The organism is Runella aurantiaca, assembly GCF_003339505.1.
Taxonomy (GTDB): domain Bacteria; phylum Bacteroidota; class Bacteroidia; order Cytophagales; family Spirosomataceae; genus Runella; species Runella aurantiaca.
Genome location: NZ_QPIW01000020.1, coordinates 1 through 25,716, shown reverse-complemented (window position 1 = coordinate 25,716; position 25,716 = coordinate 1). Strand labels below are relative to the sequence as shown.

The 25,716-nt window shown below is 43.9% G+C and carries 21 protein-coding genes and 1 pseudogene; 11 read left to right on the top strand and 11 right to left on the bottom strand.

Going from position 1 to position 25,716, the window contains the following annotated elements:
- Positions 1–42: 42 nt before the first annotated feature.
- The 8 genes from DVG78_RS20610 to DVG78_RS20575 all read right to left on the bottom strand — a co-directional run bounded on the left by DVG78_RS20610 (position 43) and on the right by DVG78_RS20575 (position 8,738).
- The gene (locus DVG78_RS20610) at positions 43–1,539 is read right to left on the bottom strand and encodes a M28 family peptidase (protein WP_114462933.1); all 1,497 of its coding nucleotides are present in this window, start codon (positions 1,537–1,539) and stop codon (positions 43–45) included.
- A gap of 12 nt (positions 1,540–1,551) precedes the next feature.
- The gene (locus tag DVG78_RS20605) at positions 1,552–2,487 is read right to left on the bottom strand and encodes a homoserine kinase (protein ID WP_114462932.1); all 936 of its coding nucleotides are present in this window, start codon (positions 2,485–2,487) and stop codon (positions 1,552–1,554) included.
- 156 nt (positions 2,488–2,643) lie between these two features.
- A complete protein-coding gene (locus DVG78_RS20600; RefSeq protein WP_114462931.1) occupies positions 2,644–4,101 on the bottom strand; it encodes a hypothetical protein in 1,458 nt (485 codons plus the stop codon).
- 12 nt (positions 4,102–4,113) lie between these two features.
- On the bottom strand, positions 4,114–5,562 hold the full coding sequence (locus DVG78_RS20595) for a hypothetical protein (protein ID WP_114462930.1): 1,449 nt from the start codon (positions 5,560–5,562) through the stop codon (positions 4,114–4,116).
- 20 nt (positions 5,563–5,582) lie between these two features.
- Complete coding sequence (locus tag DVG78_RS20590) at positions 5,583–6,395, bottom strand: hypothetical protein (protein ID WP_147277132.1); 813 nt, start codon at positions 6,393–6,395, stop codon at positions 5,583–5,585.
- Positions 6,396–6,425: 30 nt separating this feature from the next.
- A complete protein-coding gene (locus DVG78_RS20585; protein WP_114462928.1) occupies positions 6,426–6,986 on the bottom strand; it encodes a hypothetical protein in 561 nt (186 codons plus the stop codon).
- 160 nt (positions 6,987–7,146) lie between these two features.
- Positions 7,147–7,665, bottom strand: a complete 519-nt coding sequence (locus DVG78_RS20580; protein ID WP_114463002.1) for an RNA polymerase sigma factor — start codon at positions 7,663–7,665, stop codon at positions 7,147–7,149.
- A 167-nt stretch (positions 7,666–7,832) separates the two neighbouring features.
- Entirely contained in the window at positions 7,833–8,738 is a 906-nt protein-coding gene (locus DVG78_RS20575) for an alpha/beta hydrolase (RefSeq protein WP_114462927.1), read from the bottom strand.
- Between the two features lie 83 nt (positions 8,739–8,821).
- On the opposite strand from DVG78_RS20575, the gene folK reads away from it, so the two are divergent.
- Together folK and DVG78_RS20565 are read left to right on the top strand one after the other, a co-directional pair.
- Complete coding sequence (folK, locus tag DVG78_RS20570; protein ID WP_114462926.1) at positions 8,822–9,310, top strand: 2-amino-4-hydroxy-6-hydroxymethyldihydropteridine diphosphokinase; 489 nt, start codon at positions 8,822–8,824, stop codon at positions 9,308–9,310.
- Between the two features lie 78 nt (positions 9,311–9,388).
- Positions 9,389–10,759: a flavin monoamine oxidase family protein gene (locus DVG78_RS20565; protein WP_114462925.1), complete on the top strand. Its 1,371-nt coding sequence runs from the start codon at positions 9,389–9,391 to the stop codon at positions 10,757–10,759.
- An 11-nt stretch (positions 10,760–10,770) separates the two neighbouring features.
- Here the strand turns inward: DVG78_RS20565 and DVG78_RS20560 are convergent, their stop codons facing one another.
- Together DVG78_RS20560 and DVG78_RS20555 are read right to left on the bottom strand one after the other, a co-directional pair.
- Positions 10,771–12,468 (bottom strand): DUF262 domain-containing protein, encoded by a 1,698-nt coding sequence (locus DVG78_RS20560; RefSeq protein ID WP_114462924.1) that lies wholly within the window; start codon positions 12,466–12,468, stop codon positions 10,771–10,773.
- Between the two features lie 36 nt (positions 12,469–12,504).
- Positions 12,505–14,046: a YifB family Mg chelatase-like AAA ATPase gene (locus DVG78_RS20555; protein ID WP_114462923.1), complete on the bottom strand. Its 1,542-nt coding sequence runs from the start codon at positions 14,044–14,046 to the stop codon at positions 12,505–12,507.
- Positions 14,047–14,253: 207 nt separating this feature from the next.
- Here DVG78_RS20555 and DVG78_RS20550 point away from each other — a divergent pair, with 207 nt between their 5' ends.
- From DVG78_RS20550 to DVG78_RS20535, 4 genes are all read left to right on the top strand, one after another.
- Entirely contained in the window at positions 14,254–14,727 is a 474-nt protein-coding gene (locus DVG78_RS20550) for a DUF4293 domain-containing protein (RefSeq protein WP_114462922.1), read from the top strand.
- 332 nt (positions 14,728–15,059) lie between these two features.
- Positions 15,060–17,300, top strand: a complete 2,241-nt coding sequence (gene recQ, locus DVG78_RS20545; RefSeq protein WP_114462921.1) for a DNA helicase RecQ — start codon at positions 15,060–15,062, stop codon at positions 17,298–17,300.
- 102 nt (positions 17,301–17,402) lie between these two features.
- A complete protein-coding gene (purD, locus tag DVG78_RS20540; protein ID WP_114462920.1) occupies positions 17,403–18,692 on the top strand; it encodes a phosphoribosylamine--glycine ligase in 1,290 nt (429 codons plus the stop codon).
- Positions 18,693–18,790: 98 nt separating this feature from the next.
- The gene (locus tag DVG78_RS20535) at positions 18,791–20,035 is read left to right on the top strand and encodes a PSP1 domain-containing protein (RefSeq protein ID WP_114462919.1); all 1,245 of its coding nucleotides are present in this window, start codon (positions 18,791–18,793) and stop codon (positions 20,033–20,035) included.
- 45 nt (positions 20,036–20,080) lie between these two features.
- Here DVG78_RS20535 and DVG78_RS20530 read toward each other — a convergent pair whose 3' ends face one another.
- Entirely contained in the window at positions 20,081–20,491 is a 411-nt protein-coding gene (locus DVG78_RS20530) for a helix-turn-helix transcriptional regulator (RefSeq protein ID WP_114462918.1), read from the bottom strand.
- 305 nt (positions 20,492–20,796) lie between these two features.
- Here DVG78_RS20530 and DVG78_RS20525 point away from each other — a divergent pair, with 305 nt between their 5' ends.
- The 5 genes and pseudogenes from DVG78_RS20525 to DVG78_RS20505 all read left to right on the top strand — a co-directional run.
- Positions 20,797–22,242: a glycosyltransferase gene (locus tag DVG78_RS20525; protein ID WP_114462917.1), complete on the top strand. Its 1,446-nt coding sequence runs from the start codon at positions 20,797–20,799 to the stop codon at positions 22,240–22,242.
- 40 nt (positions 22,243–22,282) lie between these two features.
- Entirely contained in the window at positions 22,283–22,972 is a 690-nt protein-coding gene (locus DVG78_RS20520; RefSeq protein ID WP_114462916.1) for a cysteine peptidase family C39 domain-containing protein, read from the top strand.
- Entirely contained in the window at positions 22,861–23,946 is a 1,086-nt protein-coding gene (locus DVG78_RS20515; protein ID WP_158550065.1) for a vitamin K epoxide reductase family protein, read from the top strand. Before DVG78_RS20520 ends, DVG78_RS20515 begins: the two co-directional genes overlap by 112 nt.
- Before the next feature lie 51 nt (positions 23,947–23,997).
- Positions 23,998–24,213, top strand: a complete 216-nt coding sequence (locus DVG78_RS20510) for a hypothetical protein (protein WP_147277131.1) — start codon at positions 23,998–24,000, stop codon at positions 24,211–24,213.
- Positions 24,214–24,449: 236 nt separating this feature from the next.
- Positions 24,450–25,716, top strand: a pseudogene (locus tag DVG78_RS20505) (hypothetical protein); the annotation flags it as partial.

Sequence of the window (25,716 nt, the reverse complement as noted above, 5' to 3'; positions counted from 1 at the left end):
AAATGAATGAGTTTTTTAACAAAATTAGCAAAAAACAATCACTTATTTCCCATAAAGCGCCTTGGCGGCGGGCTCATACTTATCTCCCGCAATCCAGTAAGGGCGAACGGGTTTGTTGGCAATGAGTCGGGCAGAATAGGCAAAAGATTGGCAGAATTTCAACAGATAGTCAAAATCAACCGAGTCAGGATTGTCGGTGGCTTGGTGATAATACTTGGCAATCTCACCGTCAAAACTTTTGAATCCAGGGGCAAAATCGGGGGCGGGAATGCCCTTGGCCGCCAAGTTTACGTTATCTGAGCGGTCAAAAAGGCCCTGTTCGGGCGCAGGGTCGCCGAAAACGCCTAATCCAAACGCTTTACAACCCGCTTCGATTTCCGCTTTGCAGTTGGTGCGGTCGAGACCAATGACCGAAACTAGCGTTTTGTCGCTGTAGCCAGCGCCGTCGCTGTTGAGGTTAAACACGCACTGATTCAGCGGAACCAACGGGTGCTCTGCATAATATTTGCTGCCCAATAATCCCACTTCTTCGGCCGTATAACCAATCAATAAAATTGAACGTTTTGCGGGTTGGATAGATAAAGTCTTGGCGGCGGTCAGCATGGCTACCGTTCCGAAAGCATTGTCGCGGGCACCGTTAAAAATACTGTCGGCTGGGGTGTAGGTATTGCCACCTTTTTTGCCCATGCCTACGTGGTCAAAGTGCGCCGACACCACAATGTATTCGTTTTTGAGCACGGGGTCGGTTCCTTCAATTACTCCTACCACATTATAGGAATTGATATTTTGTTGGTCACGGCCTGTGGTTTGAAACTTGGCTGAGGTGGCACCGCTTTTGAATAAATCCACGTATTTTTTTTGCTGGCCATTGACCCAAACGTGCGTTACTCCGTTGCTTCCGCCATTGTCCAAACTCAGTTTTTCATTTCCGAAATACCGAGAGGCAAAATTCCACGGGATTTGGGCGGTAAATAATTCAATGAGTAAGGCGGCTCCTTTTTCGGTGGCAAGTTTGCGTTTATCGTTGGCGGCGGCAAAGATTTCCTGTGGCGTTTTTGATTCGGGCGTTCCTACCTGCGCCACTACGATTTTGCCTTTCACATCTTTTGTATAATCAGCGGCTTGGCCATAGCCCACAAAAACCACATCGGCGCTGAAGTTGGCGGGGCCGCCTCCCAAAATGACAAATTCTTTGCCCGAGTGTAAGGTATCACTGTTGGCAATTAAAAGGCCTTCTTTGGCGCTTTTTTGAATCACAAACGGAACGGGTTGCAAATAGGTCGTTTGGCCGGGAGCGGGCTTGATGCCCAAGTACCGAAACTGCTCCGCGAGGTACCGCGCGGCGACCAAGTTGCCCTGTTCGCCCGTGCGCCGCCCCTGCAACTCGTCAGAAGCTAAAAAGCGCATATTCATTTCTACTTCGGCCCGTGAATACTTGGTTTCGGGCAGTTTTTTGAGGGATTGAGCAGAAACAGAAAACGAAAGGAAAGAGGTGACGAATGAAACTGCAATGAGCGATTTTATAGATGCTTTCAGCATGACAAATAGAGTTTACGCTGTTTCCAGCACTTTGGGGCCTTGTTGGTTGATTTGAGATACGTAACTTTTGGTGGTAATGCCTACGCTGCCGAAGGCTTCGCTCATGGTTTTGGCTACGCGCTCGGCGGTGTCGCGGCCACGGCTGAGAGCAAACATGGACGGGCCGGCACCAGAAATACTGCACCCCAACGCGCCGCTGTCGAGGGCGGCCTGTTTTACGTGGTCAAACTCAGGAATAAGAATAGAGCGTACTGGCTCGATGATGACATCCACCATCGAACGGCTGACCAAGTCGTAATCTTCCTGCATCAGCCCCGCAATCAGCCCCGCAACGTTGCCCATTTGAGAAATGGTATTTTTGAGCGAAACCTCGTTACGCAATATATAACGGGCATCTTTGGTATTGACCTCTACGTCGGGATGGACCAAGGTGCAATACAGTTCGTCTGGAACTTTTACTTTGAAGACATCGAGTGGAGAGTAGCTGCGAATAACGACAAACCCACCCAACAAGGATGGCCCTACGTTGTCGGCGTGGGCCGCACCGCAGGCGATGCGCTCGCCTTCCATCGCAAATGGCAGCAATTCTCGTTGCGTAAGTGGACGGCCCAACAGCTCATTGATGGCAAAAATACCCACCACCGAGCTGGCTGAGCTGGAGCCCATCCCGCTGCCCAAAGGCATGTTTTTGTGAAGTGTTACTTCCACCCCTTGGGTAGAGCCGATGTGTTCCAGAAATTTAAGCATCACCACCGACACGGCGTTGCGCTCGGGTTCGCGCGGCAGGCGGCCGTCGTCGCCGATGATGTCTTTGATAATTACGCCAGGCTCGTCGCGTTTGCGGAGTTCTACGATGTCGCCGGGCTCGTCTAGTGCAAATCCAAAAATATCAAATCCGCAGGCTACGTTGGCAACGGTGGCTGGGGCAAATGCTTTTATATAATTCATTCTTACGTCAAATCAGGTGTTAAGGCGGTAATTGATTTGACAAAAGTACATAAAAACGCCAAAAAACGCAGGGATGCTTTTGTTGGTGGTTCAGGGTTGAACAATAAAGTTAAATTTCCATGAAAACCATTCGGGAAGGCGTGGTTTGTTTATGATTTAGAAGGCGAAGCCGAGTTTGAAGTCAAAAATAAAATTGTTCCTTAGGAATGAATGGGGCGTCCATAAATGCAACATATTGGGCATCCATAAATAGTAAGTGTAATAGTAGGGGTGGTTATTGAAAAATCCTTTCGATATATTTAAGTCTACAAACCCATTTTTAAACAGTTTTTGTTGATAGCCCAACAGTAGTCCTGTATTTATAAATTGAGGTTTATCACTGTATTTATTTGAATAACGGTTGGTTGTGGAGAGCCCATATAAACCCCAAAAAGTGGTGTTGTTCCCAACATAAACACCTGATAAATTGTTGCCTTCCGGCCTCAAAGGGGCTGGAAGATTCTTTAGAAAGTACCAGCGCGGTTGAATTGATAAAATGCCGCCAATGCTGGTTTCTCGGACATTGGTTATAAATTCTGTTTGGGTAGCCGTGTCGTATAGGCGTGCATTTTTACCGAAAAATTTAGAAAAGAACAAATCAAGATAGGTATTAATGGAAAAGGCCGATTGGCCGATTTTGTGCTCATAGCCGATACTGCTGTTCAACGATTGAGAAGAAGACGTGATTTCTAAAACAGGCCAATTGATTTTCCATAATTTTTGTTCGTTTTCGCCTACACTGAATAGTTCACCTTTGCGGCTTGGACGGGCTTTTTTCAAATCAGCAAAAGTAACTCCGAACTTAAATCCGGTGGTCAGGTTCCAATAGTTGATAGGTGAGACTTCAACGGTTTGAAAAAGGTCATTGGGGTCTGGTCTATTTCGAGGAGCTCCAGTGTTATTGCCGTCTAAAAAAACAACATTGCGGTGGATTTGCCTTCCGATCCTATTATTTAAAGAGACAAAAAAATCAAGGAATCCAAAACGGAAAAAACGGCGCTGCATCCCATACGTTAGACTTACCTGCGAATTGTAGTAGTCTGAATAATAGTCGGTTTTCCAAAGATTACTATTGTCGGGGTATAATTCTCGGTTATTAATGTCTTTTCTCCACGCGGCTTCTGACTCGGGGTTTTTCCAGGCCGTTTCGTAACGTAGAGCGAAATAATTGCCCGAAAATTGATTACTGCTTTTTCCTTTCCGGATACGATTTTTTATATCATAATACCAGCGTACTTCAGCTCCACTAACCCAGCGTTTAAGATAGCGGTCAAAATCTGCAGACTTGTTGTGAGCAACATCTAAGGCTATTGAAAAAGAGGTTGTTAGTTTACGTTCCACACCAAGCCGATAATCAATTAAATGAATTCCGTAGGCTTTTATCATCCATTTGGTAGGCTCATTTTTCAGCAAAGCATAGTCATACGAAGCAACATACCGCTGATTTTTGAGGGTATTTGTCTCCTGCGAATGCGTAATGCGGACGGAGTCGCTTTGAGCGAAGGCGGTAGAGATTCCTCCTATCGTCAGAATGACAAAGAAAGTCGAACAAAGGAAGAGGAGTAATTTTTTCATGGCTATGGAGGTTTAGAGGGCAAAGCCGAGTTTGAAGTCAAAAATGAAGTTGCTTGGACCTAATGAATAGGGATGGCGGTCCAACAGCATTTTTGAAATATTTAGGTCAATGAATCCATTTTTAAATAATTTCCTTTGATAGCCAATTAATAATCCCGTATTTATAAACATTGGAGTAAAGTCGAAATTGTGTTTATATCGGTCGTTTTTTATAAACCCGTATGACCCAAAAAAAACATTGTTCAAACCCGCATAAACACCTGATAAATTATTGCCTGATTTACCCAAACGAACCTGACGATTCATCAAAAAATACCAGCGTGGCTGAATGTATAACTGCGCGCCCAGACTTAGACTTTGACTGTTACTGGTGAAATAAGTCTCTGTGAATGAGTCATATTGTTGAGCGTTTTCTTGAACTGCATTTAAGGTATATAAGTTCAGATAGGTATTGATTGAAAATGCAGATTTGGCAATTTTTTGTTCGTAACCAATACTTCCATTAAGCGCCTGCAAAGAGGTGCTGAGGCTAATCCGAGGCCAACTGATTTTCCATAGGTTGTTCTCGTTTTCAAAGCATTGAAATACATCACAAGCAGGGATTCTAGCCGTTTTTTTGAAGTCGGCCAAAGCTACACCTACTTTGAAATTGGTTGTGATGAGCCAATTGTGTTGAGGAGTTGAAGTAATACTTTCTTGAATATTGCTCCAGTCCATTGGTTGCTTGATTGAATTGTCGCCGTCTAAGAAAGTAAGTTTCCGGTGGATTTGCTGATTCGTGTTGCGGTTTAATGCGATTGAAAAATCAATGAGACCGTATCTGAAAAAGCGTCGCTGGATTCCATAATTCAAGCTGAGTTGAGAATGGTAATAACTGCCGAAATAGTCGGTATTCCATTTTCCATTTGTACCAGAAAGCCCCGTAGCCACTGAATTTTCATTTTGCCATAATCTTTCATACCTGAGCGATAGATAATTCCCCGAAAAATTGTTACTGCTTTTTCCCTTTCGAATACGCTTTGCCATGTCATAGTACCACCTCAGTTCGGCGGATGTAGCCCAACGTTTGTCACCATTTGATGAGTAAAAATTCGAATAATCAATAAGGCCAGCTTCTGTAAGAGGAACCTTAGAAACACGCGCTACGTCTATTTCTATTGAAAATGAAGGGCTTAACTTTCGCTCTACGCCCAATTTAAAATCAACAATTCTTTTTATATACCCTCTTTGAAAAATGTTGAAACCGATGAGATTGTTAATATTCCCATACCCCTTCAGCATCCACTTCGTCGGCTCTTTAGTCATAAAAACATAATCATACTGGTCAATAAACCGCTGTTTTTCAAGCGTTCCCGTTTCCTGCGTATGCGTGATACGGACGGAGTCGCTTTGGGCGAAGGCGATAGAGATTCCTCCTGTCGTCGGAATGACAAAAAACAGAAAATGAATTAACTTTTTCATGGTTGTTAGCTGGTAATGGGTTAATGCTTGGCCACGGTGGTGCCGTTGCGGAGTTCAGTGTTTTTGGTTTCTACGTCCAGTTTTACCTGCGACTTGTCGGTCTGAATGTCAAGGCTTCCGTACTGCGCCCGTACGCGGCATTCGCCTTTGATTTGTTGGAGCAGCAGGTCGGTGCGCTCCGCCACTACGCTGAGCGTACCGCTGAGGTTGTCGGCTTTCAAAGCGCCGAATTGCGTGCGAGAGGTTATGTTTCCGCGCAGGTCGGTTAGTTCTACCGTGCAAAATTCTGTTTGCAGCTGCATTACCGTTTGGAGTCCTTTGACGGTTGTTTTGCCGAAACTGTTTTGAATTTCTACCGCACAATTTGCCGGAACAAACAGCGTAAAACGTGCTTTGAGGTTGGATTGAGGCTTGGCTCCGTTTTTGGTCAATACCACAAAATTGTGCAGGCTCACGGTTCTGCCCGATTTGTCGGCGGTATAATGCAGGGTTTCGAGGTCTTTTTCGGCCGTGTGCTGGTCGGGATGTTTGGCCGTCAGTTCAACGACGGCTTTGATTTCATTGTGGTTCCAGGGCGTTATTTCAATGTCGCTGCGCTCGCCCCACACCCTAACTTTGGGGTATCGGTCGGCCGCAAATGTTTTCTCGACCGTTTTGGTTACTACCTGCAGGGTTTGCGCAGAAGCATCTAAACCGCAAATTGTAAAATGCAAAATGAGCAATGTAAAAATGAACAGGAGCCGTCGGGTGCAATGATAATGGCCCGATGGCTTCCATTCATTTTGAAAGGGTGGGGGGAATCTCCATAGATTGAAAATGATTCGTTTTTTCATGGCTGCTTTTGTTGTGGCTGGCTGTAGTGGTTATATTCTTTCATTAAGTTTTCGAAGAATATCGGCGCGTTCCTGGTCTATTTCAGACAGTTGGGCCGACAAAGTCGCATCGGTATTGTATGAGCCGAGCGCGTCTTTGAGTTGGTTGCTTGCCGCTGTGAGATTGTCAAGTTCCTGTTTGAGATGTTTAAATTCGGGTTTTTCACAAACCGTTACCCTATCTTCGCAAAGTGCCTGTAATTGAGCGTATTGTTGGTCAATGGTCTTGTCTGGTGCGACCATTGTTTTGGGATTTATTTTTTCCTGTGAATACGAAATGGCTGCCTTTTCGGCGTTTGGTTGCATGGCTACATACCCACCAATTCCTACCGCCAACACCACTGCGGCGGCGGCCGCATATCGCCACCACGTTCTTGGCGGGTTTGGCAGTTGGGCGGCAATCTCAACCCAAGCCTGAACGGGCGGCTCGTAGGTTGGTAGCTTGCCCATAGCTTCCTGCAAAGGCGCTTCATTGAGAGTCTGCTCAATATTTTCCCAGACCGATTCGGGCGGAGAATACTGCGGAAGTGTATCTTTCAATGAATTTTTCATCCTGCGTCTTGTTTGTTTATTGGTTCGGATTTGAGAATCCGAAAGCACTGTCTTGACTGTAAAACCTTAAAGGCTTCTTTGAAACTGGCGGTTGGGATTTGAGAATCCCAATCCACTCTCAATGCCCAATCCACTCTTTGGGCAGAGGCAAGCCCTGCCCCTACAGTGTACTTTTCAACATTTCTCTCAGCCGTTTTTTTGCGTAAAATAGTTGCGACTTAGAGGTTCCCTCCGACACGCCCAGCATTTCGGCTACCTCGCGGTGCGTATAGCCTTCGATTTCGGTCAATACAAATACGGTTCGTGTGCCTTCGGGCAAGTTCAAAATGGCTTTTTCCAAATGCGCAGCCTCAATAGAATCGTTTCCCCAATTGATGGTTGTGGTGTCGGTCGGGATTTCATCCATCAAAATATACTGTCGTTTTATTTGGGCATTGTGATACGCCTTTCGAACCAAAATCGACTTAATCCAAGCGCCTAGCGTAGCCTCACCACGATATTGGGCCAAGTTGCGAAACACCGACAAAAACGTGTCCTGCAAGGCACTGTTGGCTTCGTCAAAATCGCCCCTGATGCGGTAGGCCAACGTGTACATGGCCGATTTATAACGGTCGTACAAAAGACGTTGGGCGGCCCGGTCGTTGGAAAGACAGCGTTGAATCAGTTCTTTTTCGGTCATGAATTTGGCTTTCAATCTCAAAGAGCAGCCAACGGAAGGAAAAGGTTGGAAAGGAGAAATGGAAAATTTGCAATAGGAGGTAAGAGTTGGGAAGTATGAAGTGGGAGGAAAGTAGTCTAAGGGTCTTATTTCTTACCTCTTACTTCGTATTTCTTACCTCGCGCAGCCTATTTAACAAAACCTGCCGTTCCCATCCAATGCAGGCAACGGCCAAACCACTCGTCAAAAGCGGGAACTTTCAAATAGCCATGTTCCCCTTTTGAATAGATGTGCAGTTCGCTCGAAACCGCGTTTCGTTGGAGGGCTTCGTAAAAAAGCAGACTGTTGGAAACGGGCACCACGGTATCGTCGCTGGCGTGGGTGATGAAAGCCGGTGGAGTTGAAGAAGTTACTTGAAGTTCGTTTGAAAAAAGCTTGATTTGCGCAGAAGAAGCATTTTTGCCCAGAAGATTTACCCCCGACCCTTTGTGGCCGATGCCATCCATGAAACTGATGACGGGGTACACCAAAATCATAAAATCTGGTCGAACGCTGATGCCGTCGGTCGTGGCAAGGACGGGTTTTTCAAAATGCGTGCCTGCCGTAGCCGCCAAATGACCACCTGCGGAAAAGCCCATAATGCCGATTTTCTTGGGGTCAACGTTCCATTCACCGGCGCGTTGACGAATGGTTTTGATGGCCTGCTGGGCATCTTGCAGTGGCCCGATAGAAGGGTCAATCATGGTTTTTTCGCTGGGTAGTCGGTATTTAAGCACAAATGCCGCTATGCCCTGCTTGGTAAAAGCCTCGGCCACATCGTAGCCTTCTCTTTTGATGACCAAAACACCATAACCGCCTCCTGGGCAGATGATTACGGATGCCCCCGTAGCTTTGTCTTTTGGAGGTAAAAATACCGTGAGGGTAGGTTGAGAAACTTTGGAAACGATGTTTGAAGCCGTTTTTACTTCTTCATTCACAACGTCTTTTGCGTTGGGAACGGCGTCTGGATAAAGTGCGATTTCTTGCTGCGCAAGGCAGGACAGCGCCGACAAAATACCAAAGACCGTTACGTTTATTTTAGTAATAATGTTCATGTGTGTAAAGCGTTAGCAATTTTTATTGAAAGACAAAAGGCGGCCGTTTCTTTTCATTATTTTTGTTTTCCTACCTTTACGGCATGAATCAGCAATCAGTTTTTTTATTGTTAGGTGCAAATTTGGGCGAACGAGAAGCTACCTTAGCGAAAGCAACGGACTTGATTTCGGAACGAATTGCGCCCGTTATGTTGCAGTCGCATTTGTACGAAACGGCTCCTTGGGGCGTGACTGACCAGCCCGCTTTTTTGAATCAGGTAATTAGAATTGAAACGGTTTTGACGCCCGAAGAATTGCTGAATCAAACGCTTGAAATTGAAAAACAACTGGGACGCGAACGGCGTTTACGGTGGGGGGCAAGAGTGATAGACATTGACATGCTGTATTATTCTGACCTGATTTTGGATACAGAAAACCTACATTTACCTCATCCCAGATTGCACCAACGTCGTTTTACCTTGGTGCCTTTGGTCGAAATCGCCCCTGATTTTGTGCATCCTGTTTTACGCAAAACCAACCAAGAATTGCTTAACGAATGTACGGATGATAGCCAAGTAAGCGTTTTTGAATAAATGTGTAATTGAAAAGTAGAGAACGGGAACTTTTAAAAGCATGCAAAAGTACTCTTGAATCCTCATTAACTCACCACTATGCAACGTCGCGATTTTATCAAAAATACCGTCCTTTCCACTGGAGCCATTGCCTTTGGCAGTTGTAAAGAAGAAGACCCCTATGCGGAGCGTGAGTACAAAGGACAGATTGCCATTATCGGAGCGGGGGCGGCGGGACTGTATGCCGGCTATTTGTTGGCAGAAAAGAAAGCAAATTATACCATTTATGAAGCGGCCGACCAAATTGGCGGGCGCATTCGTTCGTTGAAAGGTTTTACAGATTTCGACCTTGAGCTGGGAGCCGAAAAAATTCAGGGAAATCGCTCGCTCTGGTGCGATTGGGTCAAAGAATCGGGGGCGCCTTTTGTGCCTAACATCTCGACAGATTTCTATCAAATTGGTAATCAGGTTCTTTCCGAATCCCAATGGAGCAATAACGCTGATTTTAAAGCGGCGGTGTCTTTGGTTCAACAGGCAATGAATTATTCGGGGGCCGACACTACCTTGCTTCAATACATGGAATCGGCCAAATTAGCGTCTGGAGTGCGGCACATCGCCGATGCCTTGGTGGCCAATGCCCACGGTACGTCGGCCAACCGCCTGAGTGTTTTGGGCACAACCGAGGAGCGCCAAGCTTGGTCTGCGGGAGAGGGAGAGTTCTTGCTCGCAAATCGGTCGTTAACTTCTGTTTTAGAAGAAAAATTCAAAAATATACTGCCAAGGGTTGTCCTTAATACGCAAATCAAGCGCATTGATTATACCAACGAACGCATCATGCTGGAAGATGCCCAAGCCCAGCGGCGCTACGTAGACAAGGTGATTATAACGGTGCCGCTCGCTGTGCTGCAAAGCACTGATTTACAGTTTACTCCCGCGCTACCAGAATCTAAGATTGCTTCCATTAGGAGTATTGGTATGGGGGCGGGAATGAAAGTAATATTGGAGTTCAATAGACGTTTTTGGGATGCCGCCACAGATTCGGTGTATACATCGGGCGCAGTGCCTGAATACCGGGTAAGTTCAAACGGGCGCAGCACAAAATCCTTTGTTTTGACGGGCTTGACGATGGGTGAAAGAGCCGAAGCCCTCAGTGCGCAATCGAGCGCGGCGGCGATTCAAAGCATCATCAAAGAGTTGGATGTGATTTATGGGAAAGGCGTTGCCTCTGGTGCCCTTACGAATGCCCGTCTCATGGATTGGGGCAAAGACCCTTTTATTAAGGGTGCTTACTCATATCCCATCGTGGGTGGCGGCGGACTCCTGACCCGCCAAACGCTGTCGTTGCCCGTGCAGCGCAAAGTTTATTTTGCAGGGGAGGCTACGCACTACGGCGGCCACAGCGGCACCGTTCACGGCGCGATTGAATCAGGCCGCAGGGTTGTGGAGGAGCTGTATAGGGATGTGACGTAGGGGAGAATTGGCTATAAATAATTTATTTTCCAAATGGAGATAACTTTGGTAGCCATGTCTCTTTGCCTGCTGCTTATTGTACTTGCATCCCATTTATCATACTCAAGATGTGAATTTGTTAATTTAAAATCACTTTTTTTGTATTCAGAGTATTTATCTCCAAAGAGTTTTCTTCCAACAGTATTATTGGTGTTGGTTTTTAATAACGTTAAATTTCCAATTCGGTAGATATATTGGGAAGTATCTGTGTTGTGGAACGCTTCAATCCACTCATCCGTGGGCTTTTCGGGTAGAATATGTTCAATCGTTACCGACTTATCGTTTAAATCTATTTCGTTTCCTCCGTATTGCCTTTCAAGTTTTGAGAGGATATACTTAACGAGTTGATTTGCTTTATTTGTATTAATTGATTTTGTAGCAAAGTCATTTTTGAAATTTGTATCCGCTATATATACGCTTTCCAATGATTTAAAAATTGCCTTTGCGGTTGTTAGTTCTCCCCTGAACACTTTGTTGGCAGTGTCGTTATATACCCTTTCCAACTCATTGGGATTTTGTCCGCCTATGATATTATACCTGAAACTTATAACAACTATATCCTTAAGTAGCTTTACAAATTCGCTAGGTGCTAACTTCTCTTTCGCTACAAGCAATAAAGAGTAGCACTGAGTTACGTCAAATAAATTCAGCTCTTTAATGGATTTTCTCTCATCATCCGACCACAATGCATTATTTTCATCGCTTAATGCTGCATATACACTTACATTTTCTTCCAAGCTGTTTAATAAATCCAATGCTTCCTGCTGCTTGGCCACCTTTCTTTTTAACGCCTTGAATAAGGTGGATTTTCGTTCGATTTTATTTTGGCGAGCATTCCAATAATGGCGTAAATAGGTGGTAACTTCTGTATTTCCAAGGATGTCGTTTATGGCGTCCCATTTCATATCTAAATCTTCTACCAATGCAGGTGAATCAGATAAGATAAGAGAAAATAAATAATTTTTCAGTAAATCAGAAGCCGACAGTTTTACCCCTCTTGCATTAAGAGTTTCAAAAATTTTGTAAGCATTTGTATCATCACCTACTTCAATAAGTGTGAAAAATAAATTGCTGCCTAAATTACCGTCTACAAAATCAAACAAAGCCGCACCAGATTTATTTGACTCAAACTTTTCTTCTACCTTTTTTTTAAAATAAGTAAAAGCTTTGTACAATTTTTGAACGGAAGGTTTTTCGCTGCTTATATTACTGGGTTTACGCAACTGGACCAAGTAACTTCTGAAAAAATATTCGTTAATCCGGTTTAATCTAAGCTTTGCTTTAGTAACCAGCGTACGCCCTTCCAAAAAGCCGATATAACCTGTTCGTATTAATTCTAATCTTTTTCGATTGTCTTCAGCCTCAATATCGTCGTTTATCCAATCCTGTAACAGACTGATACATGCCAAACAAATAATACTTAGCGTCGTAATTCGTTGTTGCCCGTCAATTATTTCATAATGTTTAGGATTGGGCGTACGCTTTAGAACCACATAACCCATGTAATGATTGTCGTCTGAGTTGAGCTCTTCAATATCTAACCACAAATCCTCCCACTCATCATAGTGCCAACTATAATTTCGTTGATAATTAGGAACTTCAAAGGTTTTTCCGTTCCCTATAATTTCCGAAAATGTAGGTCTCGATTGTTCGAAGAATATTTTTGACATAGTAGCGCAAATTTAACCATTAAAACAAATATAGCTCTACCCCGCCCAACTTTCTCTATCCAAACTCCGGTACTGAATGGCTTCGGCTAAGTGTTCAATTTTGATGTCTGGGCTGGCGGCTAAGTCGGCAATAGTGCGTGATACTTTCAGGATACGGTCGTATGCCCGCGCCGAAAGTCCGAGGCGTTCCATGGCGGTTTTGAGCAGAATCTTGCCCGCAGGATTAATGTCACAAATTTCTTTCACCATTTGCGATGGCATCATGGCATTGCAGTAAATACCCGTATTTTCTTTAAAACGCTCGGTTTGGATTTCGCGCGCCTTGATGACGCGCTCGCGGATGGCGACGCTGTTTTCGGATTTGCGGGTAGAGGCAATTTGGTCAAACGAAACGGGCGTGACTTCTACGTGCAAATCAATGCGGTCGAGGAGGGGACCGCTGATTTTGTTCAGATAGCGCTGTACCGCTCCTGGTGGGCAGACACATTCTTTTTCGGGATGGTTATAATAGCCGCACGGACAAGGGTTCATGCTGGCAATGAGCATAAAATTGGCAGGAAATTCAATGGCCCATTTCGTACGTGAAATGGTTACGCGGCGTTCTTCGAGCGGTTGTCGCATCACTTCCAAAACTGTACGTTTGAATTCGGGAAGTTCGTCCAAAAATAGCACTCCGTTATGCGCCAGCGAGATTTCGCCAGGTTGGGGAAACGAACCGCCACCCACCAAGGCGGCGTCGCTTACGGTATGGTGGGGTGCCCGAAACGGACGTCGTGAAATAAGCGCGGCTTTTGTCCCCAATTTCCCCGCTACAGAATGAATTTTGGTCGTTTCGAGGGCTTCGTGGAGCGTTAGAGGAGGCAAAATGGACGGAATTCGCTTGGCCAACATGGTTTTTCCCGAACCCGGAGGGCCAATCATGATGGCATTGTGTCCGCCCGCCGCCGAAATTTCGAGTGCGCGTTTGATGTTTTCCTGTCCCTGAACATGCTCAAAATCAGCATCGTATTCGTTGTGGGTGCTCAGGAAAATATCCCGGGTATCAATGGTTACGGGTGTGATGTCTTTGGTGCCTTCAAAAAACTCGATGGCATCTTTAAGATTTTCGACAGGAATGACGTCTAGGTTATTGACAATCGCCGCCTCGTGGGCGTTGGCGGCGGGAAGAATAAATCCTTTGAATCCTAATTTACGGGCTTCGATGGCAATGGGTAATACCCCTTTGATGGGTCGGAGGTTGCCATCTAGTGAAAGCTCTCCCATGATAATATAGTCTTCCAAGTTTTTCTGGGCAACCAATTGGTCGGATGCTTGAAGTACACACAGAGCAATAGGTAAATCATAGGCCGAGCCTTCTTTTCGGATATCCGCAGGTGCCAGATTGACGACCACCTTTTGGCGAGGCATACGGTAATTAAAGTATTTCAGAGATGCTTCCACGCGTTGCTCACTTTCTTTGACGGCACTGTCGGGCAATCCCACCATAAAAAAACGCATTCCCTGACCTACTGTTACTTCAATGGTAATGATGGTGGCATTGACGCCATACACTGCACTGCCGAACGTTTTTGAAAGCATACTCGATTCTTTTAAAAGCTGATTTTTTCGTAAAAATAAAGTTTATCTATCAAAATGATGTGCTGTGGTCCAACGTTTGCGTTGGTAAGACGGTTTGAAATCTTCCCTCTGGTGGGTGTATCAAAATTATAGTCAATTGATTACCTTTGCCATCCTTTATTAGTAAATAAATCATTAAAAACAAATAAGAATAACTACTAACGAGTTATGTTACAGCGTATTCAGTCACTTTTTTTAGCTTTGGTTGCCGTAGGAATGGGCGGTATGATTTCTCTGCCTATTTGGGATAAAACAGCATTAGATACAACTCAATCGGTTCATTTGACGGCCCTGCGGCTGATCCATCAGCAAGGCACTAGCGCGGCTATTACGCCAGTGTGGTACCTTACTTTGCTGGGGGCATTGGTGGCCGCATTGGCTGCTTTTGCGTTGTCTCAATACAAAAACCGTTTGCTCCAGTCGGGATTATGTGCTGCCAACTCCGTCCTTATGACGATTATAATGGGTTTGGTCATGTATTTTGTGTTTGGAAAAGCTAAAAATCTTTTTGATCCCGCCGCCAATGGAGATTTCGGACTTGGTTTTTATTCCCTTATATTAGCCATGTTGGCCAACGTACTTGCCAACCGTTTTATACGTCGCGACGAGAAATTTGTTCGTTCGCAGGAGCGGATGCGATAAATAAACGGACGTATTATGGATATTTTTAAACAAATTTTCTGCCTATTTTACTAAATAAAAACCCTGCAAGGTTTTGGCTGTCAGTAGGTTGTTAGTCATTTTGGGTAGTTCGGTAAAAAAAAATGTTTTTTTTACGGATAAAAATTTGTTGTGTCAAATTTGATAATTTTTACTAATTTCAAACTTAGATACTGGAGTTCAGGGTCCGATTACAACGGATTGGCATAACTCTTGATAATCGTTATTCTTTTACATTCCAACTCACCACAAAAGCTATACAAATCCCTGTAAATCAGGAGAGTAAAAGCCACTAAAATTTATAAGTCACGAGGATGATTCAGGTAGACACAGGCGTACAGCATACGCTTAAAGAGCGACTCAAAGAAATATTTGGTTACAGTCAGTTTAGAGGAGAGCAGGAGGCTATCATTAATAGCATCATGGGCGGTAATAACACCTTCGTTATTATGCCTACTGGTGCTGGGAAATCCCTGTGCTATCAGCTGCCAGCGATAACAACCGAAGGCATTGCTATCGTTATCTCGCCCCTTATTGCGTTGATGAAAAATCAGGTGGATCAACTCAATGCTTTCGGAATCAATGCCCAATTTTTGAATTCAACTCTCAACAAGGCTGAAATTAATAAGGTTAAAAAAGATGCCTTAGACGGGACACTAAAACTGTTATACATTGCTCCAGAATCGTTGACCAAAGAGGAGAACCTTGATTTTCTGCAAAGAGCCAATATTTCTTTTGTGGCGGTAGACGAAGCGCACTGTATTTCTGAGTGGGGCCATGATTTTCGACCTGAATACCGTCGAATCCGAGGAATTATTGATAACATCAACCCTGAGTTGCCACTTATCGCATTGACTGCCACCGCTACGCCTAAAGTACAGCAGGATATTGTCAAAAACTTAAGGATGGAAGAAGCGGCGATGTTTAAAACGTCGTTTAACCGTAAAAACCTATACTACGAAGTTCGTCCTAAATTAGGAGATGTTAATAAACAACTCATCAAATACATTAAAAACAACAAAGGTAAATCAGGTATCATCTATTGTCTGAGCCGTAAAACGGTGGAAGAAGTAGCCAATTTGCTGAATGTGAATGATGTAAAGGCACTGCCCTATCACGCAGGATTGGACTCTTCGACGCGGATGCACAATCAGGATGCCTTTCTCAATGAGGAAGCCGATGTGATTGTGGCAACGATTGCTTTTGGAATGGGCATTGACAAGCCCGACGTGCGTTTTGTGATTCACTACGACGCGCCCAAGTCGCTGGAAGGTTATTATCAAGAAACAGGACGTGCTGGACGCGATGGCCTGGAAGGAAATTGCGTCATGTTTTACTGCATCGACGATATTCAGAAACTGGAGAAATTCAACAAAGATAAGTCCGTTACCGAACGTGACAACGCGCGCCATTTGCTCAATGAAATGGTGGCCTACGCCAACCTCGGCGCGTGTCGCCGCCGTCAGTTGTTGAGTTATTTTGGAGAGTACATGGAAAAAGACTGCGGGTTTTGCGACAATTGCGTTAAGCCTACCCAGCGGATGAGGATTCAGGAAGAGGCAGTTTTGGTCCTTAAAGCCATCGACCAAACGGACGAGCGATTTGACGGAGACCATATTGCCGACTTGATTACGGCGACCGACAACATCTATGTAACAAGCTACGAGCACAACAAGCTCGAAATGTACGGCGCTGGTAAATTCAAAGATGAAGAAGAAGGAGAGGAATACGGAGTAGAGTTCTGGCGCTCCATGATTCGTCAACTGGTGATTTTTGGATTTCTGTCTAAAGACTCCGAAAATTTCGGGGTCTTAAAAATGACGGAAAAGGGACGTAAATTTATCAAAGACCCTTATCCGATTACGATTTCAAAAGACCATACGTTTGATGAAAGTGAGATTCAGAAAGCAAACGATGAAGAAGATGTAACGGATCTTGCCCCTGCTGGTGGGGGCAATGCCTACGATGAAGCGCTTTTAGGTTTATTAAAAGCACTGCGTAAGAAACTGGCGAAAGAAAAAAACCTTCCTCCGTACGTGATTTTCCAAGATCCGTCGTTGGAAGAAATGGCCACTACTTATCCCACTACGTCCCAGGAAATGGCCCAAATTAATGGGGTTGGAATGGGAAAAGTGTCGAAATTTGGACGACCGTTTATTGATTTAATCACCAAATACGTTGAAGAAAATGAGATAGAAACCGCCAAAGACGTAGTTGTAAAATCAGCAGCTAATAAGTCTAAAGTGAAGATTTTTATTATTCAGCAGATAGACCGAAAAGTGGATTTGGATGAGATTGCGGAAGCAAAAGGGCTTGGGATGGACGAGTTGATTGAGGAGATTGAACACATTTGCTACTCCGGTACAAAACTAAACCTGGATTACTACATCAATCAGATTATGGACCGTGACCGCCAACGGGATATTTACGATTACTTCATGGCAACCGAAACCGATAGTATCGCAGTGGCCATGGATGAGTTGGCGGAGGAAGATGTCACCGAGGACGAACTCCGATTGATGCGTATCAAATTCTTGTCAGAAGTAGCAAACTAGGTGGAAAGCTAACCCCATAAAATTAAGAACAAACCCGCGTTTGTTCTTAATTTTATGATTACTCAACATTGTACTCGTAGCGATCCCTTTTATACTAAAAAGATGAACATTCTAATCCTTGGTTCGGGCGGACGTGAACACGCTTTTGCTTGGAAAATTGCGCAAAGCCCACACTGTGATGAGTTGTATGTAGCCCCTGGCAATGCAGGTACCGCTCAAGTAGCGACCAATCTCCCCTTTAGCTATAATGACTTTGAAGCAACTGCGAAAGCAATTGTGGACTTAAAAATTAAATTGGTGATTGTGGGGCCAGAAGAGCCGCTGGTCAATGGAATTGTTGATTTTTTGAAAGCACGCCCTGAGCTTTCAAGAGTCAAAATTGTAGGCCCCGACCGACTGGGCGCCCAACTGGAAGGAAGTAAGGATTTCTCCAAAAACTTCATGTTGAAGTACGGGATTCCTACGGCATCTTCTCGCACATTTACCTCCGAAACGCTCGAAGAAGGGCTTGCCTTTCTGGAATCACACGCTTTACCCATTGTTTTGAAAGCCGATGGATTAGCCGCTGGCAAGGGAGTCATTATTGCGGAGAACATCGCCACGGCCAAAGCCGCCATGCAAGATATGCTGGTAGATGCCAAGTTTGGCGATGCTGGAAACAAAGTGGTCGTTGAGCAGTTTCTAAGAGGAATCGAACTTTCTGTTTTTGTATTGACGGACGGTATCAACTATAAAATTTTGCCAGAGGCAAAAGATTACAAGCGAATCGGAGAAAAAGACACGGGCCCCAATACGGGCGGAATGGGGGCGGTGTCACCGGTTGTGTTTGCCGATGAAAACTTCCTGCGGAAGGTAGAAAATAAAATCGTTAAGCCTACTTTGTCGGGCTTACAGGCCGAAGGAATCCGCTATGTTGGGTTTATTTTTATCGGTTTAATGAACGTAAAAGGCGAACCTTACGTGATTGAATACAATGCGCGCATGGGCGACCCCGAAACCGAGGTGGTATTGCCGCGTATTCAGTCCGATTTCGTGACGCTTCTGCTCGCCGCCGCCGACCAAAAATTGGCGGAAAGTGATTTGCTGATTTCGGCGCAAACGGCCGTGACCACGGTGCTTGTGTCGGGGGGGTATCCTGAAGCGTATGAAAAAGGCAAGAAAATTGCAGAGTTAGAAAGAATAGAAGACGTGCTCGTCTTCCACGCTGGGACCGCCTCCAATGGAAATGGCGAGGTACTCAGCAACGGAGGCCGTGTGTTGACTTTAACAGCCTTGGCAAACTCGCTCGAAGGAGCCGTTAATAAGTCTCAGAAAGCAGCAGCAACGGTACAATTTGAAGGTAAATATTATCGCAAAGATATTGGATTGGATTTGATCCGTTATAACGACTAGGGGCAGTAAGCAGTGGACAGTAGGCAAAGATTCATTGCTTACTGACTGTAAACTGCCAACTGCTAACCGCACGGGCGGCCCCGTGTAAACTATATACTATGAGTTGTAAATCATGTTCAACCGGCGGCTGCGGTACTCGTGGCTTGACTGAAAAAACGTCCGGTTGTCAAAATAATGGCGCTTGTGGAACAGGTGGCTGTAATAAAATGAACGTTTTTGATTGGCTCAGCGACATGGACGTGCCAGTGATGAAACGGTTTGATGTCGTAGAAGTGAAATTTAAGGGCGGACGTAAAGAGTATTTTCGCAACATAAATCAACTCGATTTGCACACTGGCGACTACGTCGTGTGCGAGATGGCCTCGGGCTATCATATTGGCTCAGTATCATTGCAGGGAGATTTGGTTCGCCTGCAAATGGTCAAAAAGAAAGTGGCCAACGACGAAAACCTGAAGAGCATTTATCGCGTAGCCACTCCGCGCGATTTGGAAAAGCACGAGCAAAGTATCGCCCGCGACCTCACCACCATGTACCGCGCCCGAGAGTTGGTCAAAGACATGAAACTTAATATGAAACTCTCAGATGTAGAGTTTCAGTCAGACAATACCAAAGCTACTTTTTATTATTCAGCCGACGAGCGCGTCGATTTTCGTGAATTAATCAAAGTATTGGCGGGAGAATTTAAGGCGCGAATCGAGATGCGCCAGATTAGCCTTCGTCAAGAGGCGGGACGTTTGGGTGGTATCGGAGCCTGTGGCCGTGAGTTATGCTGCTCTACGTGGTTGACCGATTTCAAAAATATCACCACTTCGGCGGCTCGTTACCAAAACCTATCGCTGAATCCGACCAAATTGTCGGGTCAGTGCGGGCGCTTGAAATGCTGCCTGAATTACGAACTCGAAACCTACATTGATGCCCTCAAGGATATTCCGCACGTAGATGCGCCGCTTCAAACCCAAAAGGGAAAAGCACACCTGCAAAAAACGGATATTTTCAAGAAAATCATGTGGTTTGGCTACGAGAATGACAGCACCACTTGGCACCCAATTTCGCTAGAAAACGTCAATCGGATATTGAGCCTTAATACCAAAGGACAAAAGCCCGTTTCGTTGGAAGTGCTCGAAATCGAAGAGCTTGTATCGTTGTTGCCTGCTCCCGGCATCAATAGCGATTTGGCGAAGATGGATAAGAAATTCAGCAGCCGCGACCGTGACCAGCAACAAAGCGGTAATCGTAACAGAAATAAAAAGAAAAAAGGCGGAGGAGGAGGAAATCCTTCGGCCAATGCCGCCAATCCCAATAAAACCAACAACCCACCAAAAGGGGGCGGCGAAAAGAAGTAAACCAATTCGGTCGAATTGTATTAAAAAAGGGATAGCCTCAGCAGGTTATCCCTTTTTTAATTTACTGGAAATCAAGGTGTTGCCGCCCCCCCCCATCTGTTCATTTATTTTTCCATTTGAAGAATTGGTTTGAGAAAGCTTCTTTATGGTATTTTCCAATACCTGGATAGTTTCTTCCTGTTTGGCGTCGCGTTGGCGTAAATACTCGTTTTCGGTTTTTAGGCGATGTAGCTCTGTTTCGGTAGCGGCATTTTGCCCATAAATCCTGTGCAGGAGCACTTCTTCTTTTACCTTAAAAAGGGCGGCCAATGGCCGAATGTAGGCGATTTTGGGCAAGTGTTTATCACTTTCCCAGTCGCAGTAGGTGCTTTGCGCCACGTTGACGGCGGCGGCTACGTCTTTCTGCGATAAATTGTGCTCATGGCGTAGGTTTAGTAAAAGGGTCCCAAGTGTCATACATATATCGATAAATAGTGGATAGATACGCTCTTTCGAGAGTAGTCCATAACGTTCACGTATAATTAAAGTAGGGACGGCTATAGCTGTGTAACGTCGCAAGATAAAAAAATCGTATAGATGATGTATGCCTTTTATCGAAAACTTATCAAACGGTCTTCAAGCAAAAAAAATCGGAAAACCGATTGAAAATATCGGAAAACCGATACTGTTTCTTGAAAAAAGTATAGTCTTTTGTGGTGTGCTAACCTAACCTTGATAAGGTTTTAAACCTTATCAAGGTTGAAGGTTGAAAAAACTACCACATGAAACCCCGCGTATTGATTCTTCCTGCCGCCATCCGAAGCCACGTATTGCCCTCGCTGTACTTGGCGGATTTGTTGGCGGATGAATACGAAGTGTACTATGCCGTAACAAGCCAAGTATTGGCCGAAATCGTGGTGAAGAACGGCTACCAAGCCGTAAAGAATTCAGGGTATAGAATAGGTTACCACATGGAAACCTCTTTTTTGGCTTCCAAAAAACAAAAGCTCACTTATTGGCGACTGCTGAAAGCCTACCGTACCGACGAATTGTATTGGGAGCGTAAGCGTGAATTAGACGCGCTCATTGATGAGATTCGCCCATCAGCCATTTTGATAGATTTGTTTGTCTGTACCGATTTCTGGGTGTTGAACCCACGCCGAAGTGAGTTTAAGTTATTGTTTTTCAATCCCATGCCTTCTACCTATCGGGTGCGGGATTGGCCGAGTGTACCGGATCGTTACCTCATTCCGCGCGGCGTACCGTCCCAACCCCTTCTTCATTTGGAAAAGAAAAGAAAAAAAAGTCCCTCTCCAACATGGAGAGGGGTTGGGGTGAGGTATTGGCTTATACAATGGACTATTGCTCGCCATCGACAACGAATACAGCAGTTGGCGGAGGCGCTGCCTGATTATCCCTTGGCCCTAAATGCGACCGTGACGCAGGTGATTGCCAACGTACCCGAATTGATATTGGCTCCGTTGGAGTTTGAATTTGCCCCCGAAATACGCAAGCCTAATCAGCACTATTTGGGGCTGTGTATGCGCGAGCATCGGCAAGATACTGAGCTTGATCCCGTATTTGAGCAAGCTTGGGAGCATATCGTGAACTTACGACTACAGCAAAATAAAGTCCCTCCCCTTAAAAGGGATTTAGGCCGAGCGGCCGTTGCCGAGAGGCTGATCTATTGCAGTTTTGGTACCTTTCACGAAGGGGCCGACGCCACATTATTACGCTTTGTAACCAACTTATTGGCAGTGGTTAATGAATTGCCGAATGTTCGGTTAGTATGCTCGGTAAACAAATACGTGATAGAAACCCTCCGCGCCCGAAAACTGCTCACCGACCGCACGCACTTTTTTAGCCGAGTGCCGCAACTGCGGGTATTGGCCACCGCCGACGTGTTTATTACTCACGCGGGGTTTGGGTCTATCAAAGAGAGTATTTATTACGGCGTACCGATGTTGGCCTATCCCCTCGACCCCCACTACGACCAAAACGGTAATGCCCTCAAAATAGAATATCATGGCCTGGGCCTGCGCGGTGCTTTTGCGCATGAGCGTGTTGGGGATTTGAAAAAGAAGCTTGAAAGATTGTTGGAAGAAAAAACATTTCGCGAGAAAGTGAGGCAGTTTAGGGAAGTAATAGTAGACGAATACAAGGAAGAGAAAATAAAAGGGGCAGTGCAGAGCCTTCTTGTGGATAAGTATTCAGCGGTATTGGCCTAAGATAGTTTAGACCCTTGCAGGGTGATAAAAATAAAAATCTATGAAACTAAACCCTTCTGAAAAAAACGCCTTTGAAGCTACCAATATGCTCCTCTACCTGAGTAAGGTACGCGTTACGGCGCGTAGTTTGCGCAATGCGCTATGGCAACATCCTGATTTCCCAAGCCTAAGTGCGCTGAGTGATGTATTGACCGATTTCAACGTACCCAATATGGCTACGCGCCTTACACCCGACCGTTTGCCTGAAATACCCCTTCCTGCTTTGGCGCAATTGCAGGTTGATAGTGGAGTGTTTGTGCCCGTCCGAAAAGTTGGCAGCACCGTAGAGTGGCTGCATTCCCAACGTGGTTGGCAAACAGATAGTTACAACGATTTTGTACATAAATGGACGGGCGTTGCCTTATTGATAGCACCCGATGCAACTTCGGGTGAGCGTGAGTATACCAAAAACCGTCGTCGAGAATGGATTGGGTCTTTACGTATTCCATTCATTATGAGCGCGATATTGGTATGTTTAGGTGTAGTTCTGTGGAGTTTGCTTCAAAAATTCCCTTTTACCTCCCATCTTTCCTATTATGGCCTTTTAGCGACCAAATTAGCAGGAACCATTGTGAGCGGATGTTGGTTTGGTACGGCATTGACTCCCAAAACTCTTTTTTACAGAAAGTATGCCAAATCAATAGCCGTAGTAATTGCCAAAATATCCTTCAATCACCCGCTGCTAAAGTAACCGAGTGGTTGAGTTGGAGTGAGATAGGGCTGTTTTATTTTACGGGCAGCCTAATAGCTTTGGCAACAGGTATGTGGACAGGGAACAGTATACAGCTTACTATTTTACACACAGCACTTTTCATTTTGACCCTTCTTTCTTTGCCGTATACCTTTTGGTCTGTTTACTACCAATGGCGTGTAGCGCGGGAGTGGTGTGTGTTGTGTTTGACGGTTCAGGGATTGCTTTGGATAGAGTTTGGGTTGGGAATTTCTGCCCTTTTCTCCGATGAAGGACAACCTTTGCTGATGTTTGATTTTTCGTCTGCTTCGATAGTGTATTTGTTAGGTGCTTTTGCTGTTGTACCTGCCCCTTGGGCGTTATTTAAAGGACACTTACAGAAATCTACCCGCTATGATTCCTTATTTCGGGAATTTCAAAAACTAAAATTTGACCCGGATTATTTGCAGGGGTTAATGAGCAAGCAGCGTGTATTACCACCGATTTTTGAAGGGATGCAGGTAATTACATTGGGGAATCTTGAGGCTGAAAATACGTTGATTATGGTCACAAACCCCACCTGTGCAGCTTGCCGACGTAATTATTTGGAACTCAAAAAATGGCTTGAAACAAATGATACAGTGCAGGTGAAAATCATTTTGGCGGCAGGTTTTTTAGATGATTATGTAGCAAGCAAAGTAGCGAGACAAATACTGAGTTTGCCCACTGATCAGATGCAAGACGCAATACATCATTGGTTTGGAACAAGCGAAAGATATTATGATGAATGGAGTGAGCAAACGAAAGGTGATTATCTAAGCGAGGCTGCTATTCAACAGCTGCAATTACATATTCGTTGGCTTGAATTAGCAGGAGTAATGACAGCCCCTACTACTTTTTTAAATGCAGTAGAGCTGCCTAAATTTTACCAAGTGCGAGAGTTGCCTAAACTCTGTACTTATTATTCTAATGTTGGAATTGGCCAATTCAAATAAATCAATTTTTTAAACAATTTAACAATGGCGGTAAGCCGCTCAATGAAAACCATGAACAGATTATCAAATTTTATGGATTCAGCTCTTACGAGGGCTGAAATGAAAAGTGTAAAGGGAGGAGCTTGTTATTTATGGAGTCTGGACTCTAATGGCCAAATGCACTTAGCCCCAGGTTCAATGAGTAAAAATCAAGCGAAGAAAAAATCGAAACAATATAACCTCCAATATGGTGCAGGTTATGGCTGGTGTTGTGATAGCGGATGCTAATTGATTTTTAGGGAGGGGTTAATATACCTTCCCTAAAATATATTAATCGAAGTTGTTTGAACTTTTCTCAAGGCTGATTTTTAAAGATTTGCTTGAGTCTATATTTATTATTATCGCTATTTATCAAAACATGAAAGCTAAGTTTTAGTCTAAACTTAGTGCATATTTAACTAATTTTAGACTAAAAAATAAAAGTTTAAACAGCTTCATTCGAAAAAATTAAAATCAAAAAGCACATGAAAAAGAACTTTTTAATAAATGTTGTTTTTAACTGTTTACTTTCGTTTTGCTGTTACTCGCAATCTAAAGTTAAAAATGGAGAAATTAAGTTATTTATTGACTATAAGAAGAGTGATTCTCCATTAATATTTTATTGGACAAATGCTTTTTACGAGAAACCAGAACAGTTTGTATTTGAAAAGAGTACTAAAAAAATACAGACAATTGAAACTGATTTTCCGATTAGAATCATTACAGTTGACGGGAGCAAAGGAACACGGCCGAATAAATATACTTCATTTGTGGTTTACCCTAATGATACAGTAGTTATTTCAAAAAATACTAAAGACGAAACAATATTCTATTGTGAAAATAGTCAAGTAAGAACTAATGAACTTGATTTTTTTAGGCAATTGAATGAGAACGTTGGAGAATTTGAAGGATTTATGGTAGGAGAATTGCCGTTCTCAACATCATCTAATATGCGTATTAATATTCAAGAAAATTTATACAAAAAACGAGTGGAGTTTTTGGAAAATTATTCGTTAAAATATAAAATTAGAGATATTTTTAAATTGCAAATTCAAAACAGTTTTTATTATCAGTCATTGAGTAATATTACTTTTCCATACTATTCGCCGTATGTAACTTCTCGAAAAAAAGAAGATTCTTTAATTGTAAAAAAAATGTTTGAACTCATTAAGATGGATGAAGCTTTTTATTACCACCCAGAGTATCGTTCATCAATTTTAAATTACGTAGTTTTTTTGGCAAAACAAGAGAGACCTACTGATTGGGGAAAGCTTTATAATACTGTTCTAAATAACTTGACTGGTAACACAAAAGAAATCTTACTTTTTGATATCCTGCGATTAGCTTTTAAAGAAAATCAAAGTTTGGCATTCCCTATTTATCAATCATACTTGAACGATGCTAGTCATCCAGTTTTTAAGAGCTATGCTATTCAAAACTATCAACCTCAGCTTGAGGCATTAAAGTTTGATAAACTATCATTGATAAATATAAATGATAAAACTATAATTTACTCTTGGGATAATGTAATAAGAAAAAACAACTTTAAAATTATATATGTAGATTTTTGGGCTTCTTGGTGTCGGCCATGTCGCGCAGAAATGGCTGCGTCAAAAAAACTAAATTGTCCTCATTCCCCGAACCGTATCCATTTAAAAGTAGAAAAAATTATAAATTTCACTTTTAAACGGTATCCAAATGAAAAAAAGCAATTTTACAGAGGAGCAAATCGTAACGATTTTGCACAGTCAA